This is a genomic window from Endozoicomonas sp. ALC013 (assembly GCF_049310205.1).
In the GTDB taxonomy this organism is placed as follows: Bacteria; Pseudomonadota; Gammaproteobacteria; order Pseudomonadales; family Endozoicomonadaceae; genus Endozoicomonas.
Genome location: NZ_JBLYNS010000065.1, coordinates 18050 through 28366 on the forward strand (window position 1 = coordinate 18050; position 10317 = coordinate 28366).

Here is a 10317-nt window from a genome sequence, read left to right on the forward strand (position 1 = left end):
TTCAGACTCTTGGGTAGATATTCCGGGAGGTCGGTAAAATTGAACTAATTCTGGTCTGACTGGTCAAAACAAAAAAACTAATTAATTAAAAGGATTTTAATATGATCCCGTCTACCTCCGTCCAGCTGAGCTGGCTGGAAAATATTCAGTACAACTACAAAACTGCTGGATTGGGTAAAGCCCTGTTCGCTGTCTTCTGCTTTTCCGGCAAATCCAGAACCATCTCAGTCGCCGCAGCCCGGATTTACATCAACACTTATCCTGATTCCGGGCTGACAACGGCTCTTTTCAAAAAAATTGACAGCAGGACGGTGACTTATGGGCCACCGGGCAACTTGCAGGTTCAGACTGCAACACCCGGGCCTGCAGCCCCGGATGACACCAAGACACCGGCCACTACTCAGGAAACAAACCGGTTTTCATCCCCTGAACCGGTTGCCCCTGTACCCAAAGAAGACCGGTTTTTACTCAGCCATCGAATTCAACCACCGAATATTGTTCCAGTAAAATCACAGCCAGAGCATTTGGTAACCAATTCCCATAACCCGGGAAATGAGGATGCATTTGTGCAGCCCGCTGTTCAGAACAGTCCTGAAAGCAGCTCGGCAGGTACTGAGAGCCAACACAGTGTTTCTGCACAGCCTGATACCAACAATACCGATAATGCTTCTGCCGCTCGGGCGGAAAGTGTCGTGGGCAGGCAAAGCCAACCTGAGCCTGATTACCGGGCGAGGTACGGTGGCAAAGGCATGTTCCTGAAACATATGCAGGAACACGGTATTCCGGTACCTGACTTCCGTTGTCTGGAGATTGCACAGACACAGGCTTTGGAAAACCTGCCTGTCAGTGTTGCCACTGTGGCCCGGGCAATACCGGGTATTCAGTCACTCTGTTCCGGCAGTACCACCAGCTTGCATGAGCTGAAAACGCGGGTTAATGCCACCGCTGATCAACAACTCCGCGAGCAACAACTGGCGGCATTATCGGCGTTTATCGCCGGGGAAACCTTTTATCAGCTGGTTAAGGATCACCCGACTGCCAGGGCCATAAACCAACTCTTTGAAGAGCTGTGCCAGGGTCAGCCGGATCAGAAAATCATCGTACGCAGCTCCGGTGCCAGAGAGGATGGCTACGGTGACGCCCAGGCCGGCAAGTACGAATCACTGGTGCACGGTGAGGATGATATTGTTCGCACCTGCCTGAAGGTGCTGGCTTCCGGTTATCGCCCGGAGGTTTGCGCCTCGACCATGCCCGCCCCGATGGCCCTGGTCATGCAACACTGTGTGGACTGCCGGTTTGGCGGTGTGGCAATGAGCTATACCGGCTTTAAAGATAACAGAGTACAAATTGAGTTTGTGCCCGGACAACCCAAAGGGGCGGTTGCCGGTCAATTTGGTATTACCCCGCACCGATACACCATATCCCGTGGCCATAACATCACCCCTGTTTACACGGCAGGCAATGTTACCAGTACGTTTGTACTTGACCCGCAGGGCAACAACAGTGCTGCAGAAAAACTGGTGCCCATTGCTGACGGGCAGTCGCAAACACTGCCAGAGTCTTCAGTTAGGCAGCTTTATAACCGACCTTCACCACCCCTTGGTAACATTTTGATTTTAAACGATTAAATATCGTGCCAACCATATATTCGAATAGAATATATGCTTCAAAATCAAATGATTACGCTATTTTGGTGGTGAAAGTGGGTTATAACTATATTGAACAGCTGGAAAACCTGCTCGGTTGTCCGGTGGACGTTGAGTTTGCCATTAACCACCAGGGCGAAGTGGTCATCCTTCAGGTTCGCCCAATGACACGCCTTTGCGGGGGCAGGCAATTTTCCGCCGCCAGGCCTACGGAATTTATCTGTTCTGGCAGGCTGGTGAGTGAAGGGCTGTGCCAGGGGCCGTTGATCCGATTACAGCCCGGTGAGCTCAGCCGTCACATCCCCCAGGGGGCCATTATTATGGCACCACACTGTGAACTGTGGATGCTGGCACCGGAGGTTCTGGCTAAGGCAGGTGGCTTTGTTTTCCAGCAGGGAGGCAGTGGCGACCATGTGGCCATTACCCTGCTCCAGGCCGGTAAACCCTGTGTTATTACCGGTACTGATGAGGCAGCGGGTGAAGGTCTTGAGGGACAGCAAGTGACTCTGGTTTGTGGCCAGTTTGACCAACAGCCCGGTGCTTTTTTACTGGCCGGCAGCCAGTATGAACAGTTTGCAGAGAGTATGTTGCCGGCAGTCAGCGGTGATTTCAGTACCGCTATCGCCTATACCGACCAATGGCAGCCTGCAGAGCACAGTCCAATGAGGGTTGATGAGCAATTCCGGGAGTTGAACCGGTTAAATGGCCTGTTACTCCACTATTTCAGCCGTGATCGTCTATTGAACCAGTGTCTGTCACCGGATAATAATCTGCTGTTAAGCATGTCGCCCCAGCGGGCAGAGGTATTGCTGAAGCTGGAAGAAGAGATTGCCCATCTACTGGCAGATACTGACGCGTTGTTGCTCAGTTATGAACAATATCTGCTCACCGGCGCAAAAGGGAAAGAAACCACCAATAAAATTACTACTGCCCTGGCCAGGCTGGAGGTATTGAAAGGTCGGGTTAACCAGATACAGCAACGTGTGGCAACACAGCTGGTAGCAGTAACCGCGGGGCTGACTACCGCGCAGGAACTGCTGCCTGACCCGGTCTGTTTCCGTCAGTGGCGAATGGACTGCCTGGCATTACGGGATTCGTTGCTGCAGCTGAGTTTGCCAAGGCAAGCGGATGAAGTGGATTCCATTCACGATATCGTCTTTCTGATTCACCAATGGTTTGTGGATATGCTCGGTGATATTGCCGTAGCTTCCGGGCAGGGAGAAACAATTAAAAAATCCAAAAAGTTGACCATGGTTAATTTCCCGTCACCGAACAGCGTTGACATATTCACAGATGAATGTGCAGCAGCTCTTGAGGGATTTGGCTTGGACAATACTGTGTTGAATATGGACGGTGTGTGCATTATCAATACCCAAATTAATTATCACAAAGGCGTCATTGAGGTAATGGAGGATGGACCCGGTGGCAAAGGTAGAACCCTGAAGGTCAGGATGATTGATGACTTCAACTCCAGGTGGCTAGGATGCACGAAACCTGAAGGGTTGGATGGGAAATGCAAGCGTTTTTTTAAGCTGGCGTTACTGATGAATGCAGTGGCAAGCTCCCATCCCGGGCAAAGCTGCAATATTGCAATTAATGAATCAATTGGAGAAATCGTCTGTGAAATTAGCAGGGTACACTCTACTAGACGGCTCCGGGATCAATTACTCATAGCAATAAATCTGTTAATTAAAAGCCGTAGTGAAGATTTATATTTTTCCGAACTAACGCCTGGCATGCCATCTTTTGATAACTTTAACGGGCTAAGGTTGCATATAGACAGTTTGGATAAAGACGATAACCAGTGGATATTAAAGTCCGTACTTTTTGACATCGGTTCCAACGATTCATGCAAGGAACTGCAAAATCTATTGTGTACTCTTTTTGGTGAGGGGCCACAAAGCAAACTCATCAGGTTTGCTGCCACCCGCGTGCCTAAGTTTAATGATGAGTTGCCTGAACTTTCAGATGATGATTTCACCCATAATCAGGAATGCATCAAGCTTCTTCTTATTTTACGTCCGCAAGTGATGATTCCACTGGTCAAAGCAAAAACGGACTGGCTGAGTGATAAGCAACTGATGTTACCACTGGTCAAATTAAATGGACTGTTGCTTGAATATTTGCCCAGTGAATTAAAGCAGGACAGAGAGGTTGTCTTGAATGCTGCAGCCCACACCCCGAAGGCATTACTGCATGCCGATGAGAAGTTCTGGGATGATCCTGAAGTGCTCAGGGCCGCGGCTAACGCCCACCAGAATCAATTTTTCGACACGGTTCAGGTCATGAGCAACAAAAAAACAGTCAGAAATGCCATGTTACAAGTATTGGATTTAAACATGCGTTACCTTTCGTTTTTATATTGGCGGCCTTACGGTGATGACCCGACAATAATGCTTGGGTTGGTAAAATGTGGTGAATCTTATTACATGTCTCAAGCTCTCTCTGAAACCCTGAAAGATGACACAGCTTTTTTTAAAATGGCGATGGATATTGATCCGAAAGTTATCAAATATGCTTCTGAGCGGATACGTAAGGAGCATGGAATGGTGTAGCTTCAGTAGTAACCCGAATGAAACCCTTGCCCTATCAAACTGGAAAACTCTCCGGATTACTCCGGTCCGGGGAGTCCAGCAGTTCAACATCAGCCCGTCTGTCGGTAGCTTGCTGTTGATGTGTATGAAAGTACATTGGATTGGCAAGCGCCCTGCCAATCAGTTGGCAAGTTGATGACTCGTCATCGTTGCGCCTCAGTACCCGGTAACTTTGATAGCTGCTAACACAATAGAGTGCGGTCAAGGCACCTAGAATAATCATCGCGCCAATAACCACCGCAGAGACTGTTTCGGGCGTATTGCCAGAGGTAGGCGAGCTGGTGTCGTTTGTCCGTAAAGGGGATGTTTTGGTTGAGTTGGTTGTCTGATTAAAGAACGATGTCGGGGGTTCAAAAATCCGGACGGAAGATGGGGTAAAGCTGGTATTTATGGAAGATAATGTTGGCCCAGTAGTAGTCTTAGGGGAAGGAGTTGAGCATGGGGTGTTACTGCATGTTGAGTTGCCACACAGATACCTGCGCCCCAAGTCTTCGCAAGTTCGTTGAGTGCATCCTCTTTCATCTATGTTATATGGTGGACATTCTTTTCTGCCATTGCATCGGATCGCTAAGGGACGACAATTATAACGATACCCACACGGAAAACAGAATCGAAGATCACAACCAAAATGGTGATCTGGTCTGCATTTCCTTAACACTTGGGCCGCCCCGGCCGTCTGCACTAGAGTGGATAATGTCGCCAAAGCCACCAGGCTCTGTTTTAATTCTGGACATAGCCAGTCAATGTCATCGGAACCCATCACCTGTCCTGCGGCAAATTCTGCGGCATTGTGCATCAGGTTGCCACTGGCCTGAATCGCTGTGAGGACAAAGGAGCACAGCCTATTACCGGGCAGAAGACTGCTTCCGTTACCAGCACAAATAAATGTCCCGGAGTTGGCAGGGCAAGCCTGCCTTTCGGCGTTCCTGCCATGAAAGGAAATTATCTGGCTGTTGAATGTATCCCTGGTGTCGTCGGTGCCAGGGATTTGTGGGCAGGGCTGTGATGGGGTTTGCAACGAGTTTGTCAACATGGTGATTACTCCTGCTGGAAATAACATGTTTCAGCTTTGCAATTCCGGGAGTTGGTCCGAAAATGGCCACCGTAGTACGGATTGCGAGAAACTGAGGTTGAAATTTCTGACTCTCAGGAGAGTAGCAGGGCTATTTGATGAAGGAGAGATTTTTGACCAACTTATCGAAACTGGACGGATGAAGGAGCCACAAGGCTGAATGAGCATTTGAAATTGATGTAATCAGCACTTCCCATGACCTTGATCATTGCTGTGCAGAAATGCTCTGGTATGGGCAACCGAACCAATACCATAATGCAGACCTGCTTCTTTGCCCTGTCCGGTGTTCTGCCCAGGGATGAGGCCATTGCCCGTATCAAGCAGGCGATTGACAAGACCTACCGACGCAAAGGTACAGATGTTGTTGAGCGAAACTTCCGGGCGGTGATCAGACTCTGGAACATCTCTACGCCGTAAACATCCCTTCAGATATGGCGCATGCCGATTTACCCGGTGAAACGTCTGTAGAGAAGCCGGTAGTTTCTGAGCAGGCACCTGACTTTGTTAAAGAAGTCATCAGTCGTATGATTAGTGGGCAGGGTGACCTGATCCCGGTCAGTCAGATACCCGTGGATGGTACCTGGCCAAGCGGCACAACCCGCTGGGAAAAACGCAATATTGCCCTGCAGATTCCGGTCTGGGATGAAGAGGCCTGTATCCAGTGCGGCAACTGCAGTATGGTCTGCCCTCATGCGGCTATCCGTGCGAAGTTCTACCATCAGGCCAGCCTGGTGAATGCACCGGAGGAGTTTAAGTCAGCAGCCATCAGCGCTCGTGGGTTCCCGGAAACCCGCTACACCCTGCAGTGCTACCCGGAGGATTGCACCGGTTGTGGTCTCTGTGTGGCAGCGTGCCCGGTTCGTAATCCCAAAAAGAGTGGTGATCGCGCCATCAATATGATGGACAAGGAGCCGGTACTGGCGCAGGAAAAACAGAATCTGTCGTTTTTTGAGCAGTTGCCTGTAAATGATCGCCGTCAGGTGGATTTCTCCACCGTGCGGGGTATCCAGTTCCTTGAACCTTTATTTGAGTTCTCCGGTGCCTGTGGTGGCTGCGGTGAAACGCTCTACCTGAAACTGCTGACCCAGCTGTTTGGTGATCGTCTGCTGGTGGCCAATGCCACCGGTTGCTCTTCCATTTATGGTGGTAACCTGCCAACCACGCCATGGTCAAAAAATGCTGAAGGGCGTGGACCTGCCTGGGCCAGCTCGCTTTTTTGAAGACAATGCCGAGTTTGGCTTTGGCTTCCGTCTGTCCAGTGACCATCAGGCGGAGCAGGCGATGCTGGAGCTGGAGGCTTTCCGGGAACTGCTGGGTGCTGATCTTGTGGATGCCATCATCCATGCACCTCAGTTGAATGACGCTGATGTACAAAATCAGCGAGAGCGACTGCAGCAGGTGCAGGAAAAACTTGCACAGGTAGAAACACCAGCAGCACAAAGCCTCAAGGTTGTGCTGGACCGTTTGTTGAAACGTGTCGTCTGGATTGTTGGCGGTGACGGCTGGGCTTACGACATTGGCTCTGGCGGCCTTGATCATGTGCTGGCCAGTGGCCGTAACGTCAATGTGCTGGTCATGGACACCGAAGTCTATTCCAATACCGGCGGCCAGGCGTCAAAATCCACGCCGATGGGTGCGGTGGCAAAATTTGCGGTGGCAGGTAAACGGTCCGCCAAAAAAGATGTTGCGCTGCAGGCCATTGCCTATGGCAATGTTTATGTGGCCCGGATTGCCATGGGGGCCAGCCCGCAGCAGACACTGCAGGCCATTCGTGAGGCTGAAGCCTGGCCCGGACCTTCACTGGTGATCGCCTATTCGCACTGTATTGCCCATGGCATTAACATGACCCACGGTATGGAGCAGCAGCGACTGGCTGTGCGTTCCGGCCATTGGCCTCTGTTCCGGTACAACCCTGGTCGTACAGAGCACCATGAGAACCCGTTTGAACTGGACTCGCTCAGACCCAGTGTGCCTCTGACGGAGTATATCCGTGGTGAAGTTCGCTACCGGGCCCTGAATATTGCCTGTCCGGATGAAGCGGAGGCGATTCTTGACGAGGCCCAGAAAGTGATCAACCGGAAGTGGGGCGTCTATGAGGAAATGGCAACACACAATGCCATGGACTTTGTCCCTGAGAAGGCGTCGGCTGTTCATTAATAAAGTGACCACAGAGACACAGAGTTAATCCATCGTTCCCCCGGGAACGAGGCCCAGGGTGCAGAAATAGCACTCTGATGTCTCTGTGGTGATTGAGGAGTAAAGATGATGGATTTGACCACCAACTATATGGGGTTAAGCCTTAAAAATCCGTTAATAGCGGCAGCCAGTCCATTGACGTCTACATTGAAAAGTATCCAGCGTCTGGAAAAGGCCGGTATCGCAGCTGTGGTTCTGCCTTCCCTGTTTGAAGAGCAGATTCGCCGGGAGCAGGAAGAGGAAGAACGGATTGCCCTGTCCAGAGATGACCTGTTTCCGGAGGCCACCTCTTTTCTGCCTGCCGGCCTGACCCTGGAACGTGGTTCGCAGGCATATCTGGACACCATTCATAAAGTTAAGGCAGCCGTGGGTATCCCGGTGATTGCCAGCCTGAATGGTTGCTCGGAGGGTGGTTGGATGGATTATGCCCGACAGATTGAGCAGGCTGGAGCGGATGGTATCGAGCTGCATATTTATTACAATCCACCCTCGCTGGAAATTACCGGACGTCAGGTTGAGGACGTCTATCTGGACGTCGTAAGAAGTGTAAAAAACAGTGTCACCATTCCGATTGCCCTGAAAATTGATCCATTCTTCAGTGCCTTCGGCAATATGGCCAGACAGTTTGATGAGATGGGCGTTGATGCCCTGGTGATGTTCAACCGGATGCTGCAGCCGGACTTTAATCTCAACAATATGCAAGTTGAAACCAACTGGCCAATCAGTAAAGCCGGTGAGATCGGCATTCCACTGCGCTATCAGTGTGCTGCACGGCAAGATCCATGCCTCTCTGGCGGCCACATCAGGGGCCTATGACCATGAAGACATTATCAAATATTTGCTCGGTGGTGCGGATACGGTGATGCTGGCTTCTGCACTGATCCGCAATGGCGCGGACTATGTGTCCGTGCTGTTAAAAGGCCTGGAAGTGTGGCTGAAACAGCGGGATTTTGTCGGGCTGAATGACATGCGCGGGCTGATGAGCCAGCGCTCTGTGGCCAACCCGGAAGCCTTTGAACGGGCCAACTACATTTGTACCGTGGATGGAGCGAGGAAGCACTGACCTGTTGCTTCGTTCCCATGCTTCGATGGTGTTGCAATAGGTTTATAAGCTCTGAACCACGAAGGCAAAAGGGTGCCTCTATTGAGTTGCCTGACATTGCTCAGGCAAGCTCAGAAAAAATCTTGAGCCTTTGTGGTTCCTTTCTTTATTAAGCCTTTTGTTGTTTAAAAAATTTTTTATTGGAACTCGGGGTCGTTTCAGCTGATTTAGAAGTCGGTGGTAAATTAACTGAGTTTTTAGCTGAATTGGCTGACTGACGATACTGCTTTTTGCGCTCCCTTTCGCGCTGGGTGTAAGCGGGATCTTTGCGAAGTTCCCTTTGGCGCTCCCTTTGGCGCTCGACGTAAGCGGGATCTTTGCGAAGCTTCCTTTGGCGGTCCCTTTGGAGCGCCCTTTGGCGCTCGGCATAAGCGGGATCTGTCTGGTAGCGCTCCCTTTTGCGCTCCCTTTGGAGCTCCCTTTGGCGCTCGACGTAAACGGGATCTTTGCGAAGCTTCCTTTGGCGCTCCTTTTGGCGCTCCTTTTGGCGCTCGACGTAAACGGGATCTGTCCGGTAGCGCTTCCTTTGGCACTTCCTTTTTCGCTCCCTTTCACGCTCAGCGTAAGCGGGGTCTGCCTGGTAGCGCTCCCTTTGGCGTTGCCTTTGGCGCTCCCTTCTGCGCTCGGCGTAAGTGGGAGCTTTGCGAAGCTCCCTTTGGCATTCAATTTGTGAAGAACTTTCATCAATAGCTTCTTCGGCTTGAGTTGCAGGCGATGTATACTGTTGAAGATATTCACTTTTCAATTGTGGGGTAATAATCGCAATCGGCGATGTAGATTTAGAAAAATTACCAATGTCCTCTTGATTAGGAATTTGAATAGGTGGATTAAGTTTGGTATCAACATCTGTCGAGTTTTGTGAGGTTGATTGAATACCCTTTGTGAAGGAGTATATCAAAAAAGTATTATTTTCAGGGTCATATTCTGCAACCTGATAATTTTCCAGTGGTATAGCTACTGCAATTGCAGGTGATTCTTTGTAGTTAGTTTGATTTTGTACAGCGAAATCTTCCAACCATTTTTTTTTAGGATTTAAATATCCTTGATTATCTGAACTTGTAGATTGGTCAGTCATGTCATGGTTAGTTACAGGTTGTCGAACTTCAGTAACCAACCGGGAAAAAGCCTGACCTGTTGCACCAGATTCAGCTAAAGGCGTGCCTTGAATATTAGAAGGGCCATTAGGGGCTGGACTTAATTGAGAAGAAGTTGGTTTATCCATTGAATTATCGAATCATTGGATTGCAGCTTAAGACCACGCTTTCTTATAAAAGTTCCTCCCTTTCACTACTCATTCACCATTTGTTTATTTCAACCAAACATAAAAACAGGCTCTTCAGGGATAACTGTGGGTAGAAATCAAAAAATTTGAAGAAAAAAGCACCAGCGGCTGATTTCAGGTATGTCTTTATTTGCAGACAAAAACAAGAAGAAACGCCGCTGATGCTGATAAAAACTATCCTCAATAAAGTTCATAAACTCAAGTCATTTGTTTATCAGGATGTAAAACTCGGTCTCTATCAAGGCTCTGAAGTATTCAATGTCATCGTGGTCCCAAGCAAGAACGGCCATGCTATTTGCTCAGGATGTCAGCAACCAGCTCCGGGCTATGACCGTCTTACTGAACGTCGCTTCGAGTTTGTCCCTCTCTGGGGAATCAGGGTTTTTCTCCTCTACAAAATGCGTAGGGTTGAATGCAAGACATGC

General features: G+C 49.7%; 11 protein-coding genes. 9 read left to right on the top strand and 2 right to left on the bottom strand.

The features are described 5' to 3' along the window. Nucleotides 1-101: 101 nt before the first annotated feature. Together ACO6V1_RS13190 and ACO6V1_RS13195 are read left to right on the top strand one after the other, a co-directional pair. Entirely contained in the window at nt 102-1628 is a 1527-nt protein-coding gene (locus ACO6V1_RS13190) for a PEP/pyruvate-binding domain-containing protein (protein WP_422467146.1), read from the top strand. A 74-nt stretch (nt 1629-1702) separates the two neighbouring features. After that, nucleotides 1703-4201 carry a DUF4116 domain-containing protein gene (locus ACO6V1_RS13195; RefSeq protein ID WP_422467148.1) on the top strand — a complete coding sequence of 833 codons (2499 nt, stop codon included), beginning with the start codon at nt 1703-1705 and terminating at the stop codon, nt 4199-4201. Between the two features lie 34 nt (nt 4202-4235). Here ACO6V1_RS13195 and ACO6V1_RS13200 read toward each other — a convergent pair whose 3' ends face one another. Then, on the bottom strand, nt 4236-4463 hold the full coding sequence (locus ACO6V1_RS13200) for a hypothetical protein (RefSeq protein WP_422463198.1): 228 nt from the start codon (nt 4461-4463) through the stop codon (nt 4236-4238). Nucleotides 4464-5030: 567 nt separating this feature from the next. Between ACO6V1_RS13200 and ACO6V1_RS13205 the strand changes: the two genes are divergently transcribed. The 6 genes from ACO6V1_RS13205 to ACO6V1_RS13230 all read left to right on the top strand — a co-directional run bounded on the left by ACO6V1_RS13205 (nt 5031) and on the right by ACO6V1_RS13230 (nt 8571). Next, a complete protein-coding gene (locus ACO6V1_RS13205; RefSeq protein WP_422467150.1) occupies nt 5031-5246 on the top strand; it encodes a hypothetical protein in 216 nt (71 codons plus the stop codon). A gap of 261 nt (nt 5247-5507) precedes the next feature. Continuing rightward, nucleotides 5508-5729, top strand: coding sequence for a 2-oxoacid:acceptor oxidoreductase family protein (locus ACO6V1_RS13210; protein ID WP_422443778.1), 222 nt, complete (start codon nt 5508-5510; stop codon nt 5727-5729). A gap of 14 nt (nt 5730-5743) precedes the next feature. Then, nucleotides 5744-6532, top strand: coding sequence for a 4Fe-4S binding protein (locus ACO6V1_RS13215; protein WP_422467152.1), 789 nt, complete (start codon nt 5744-5746; stop codon nt 6530-6532). After that, on the top strand, nt 6489-7469 hold the full coding sequence (locus tag ACO6V1_RS13220; protein ID WP_422463202.1) for a thiamine pyrophosphate-dependent enzyme: 981 nt from the start codon (nt 6489-6491) through the stop codon (nt 7467-7469). The genes ACO6V1_RS13215 and ACO6V1_RS13220 overlap by 44 nt, the downstream gene beginning before the upstream one ends. Nucleotides 7470-7574: 105 nt before the next feature. After that, nucleotides 7575-8324 (top strand): hypothetical protein, encoded by a 750-nt coding sequence (locus ACO6V1_RS13225; protein WP_422467153.1) that lies wholly within the window; start codon nt 7575-7577, stop codon nt 8322-8324. Next, nucleotides 8272-8571: a hypothetical protein gene (locus ACO6V1_RS13230; RefSeq protein ID WP_422467155.1), complete on the top strand. Its 300-nt coding sequence runs from the start codon at nt 8272-8274 to the stop codon at nt 8569-8571. Before ACO6V1_RS13225 ends, ACO6V1_RS13230 begins: the two co-directional genes overlap by 53 nt. Nucleotides 8572-8719: 148 nt before the next feature. Here the strand turns inward: ACO6V1_RS13230 and ACO6V1_RS13235 are convergent, their stop codons facing one another. Further along, nucleotides 8720-9832 carry a hypothetical protein gene (locus ACO6V1_RS13235; RefSeq protein WP_422463204.1) on the bottom strand — a complete coding sequence of 371 codons (1113 nt, stop codon included), beginning with the start codon at nt 9830-9832 and terminating at the stop codon, nt 8720-8722. Nucleotides 9833-9978: 146 nt separating this feature from the next. Between ACO6V1_RS13235 and ACO6V1_RS13240 the strand changes: the two genes are divergently transcribed. Beyond that, nucleotides 9979-10317 (top strand): transposase family protein (locus tag ACO6V1_RS13240; RefSeq protein ID WP_422467157.1); only part of this gene is annotated, 339 nt, incomplete at its 3' end.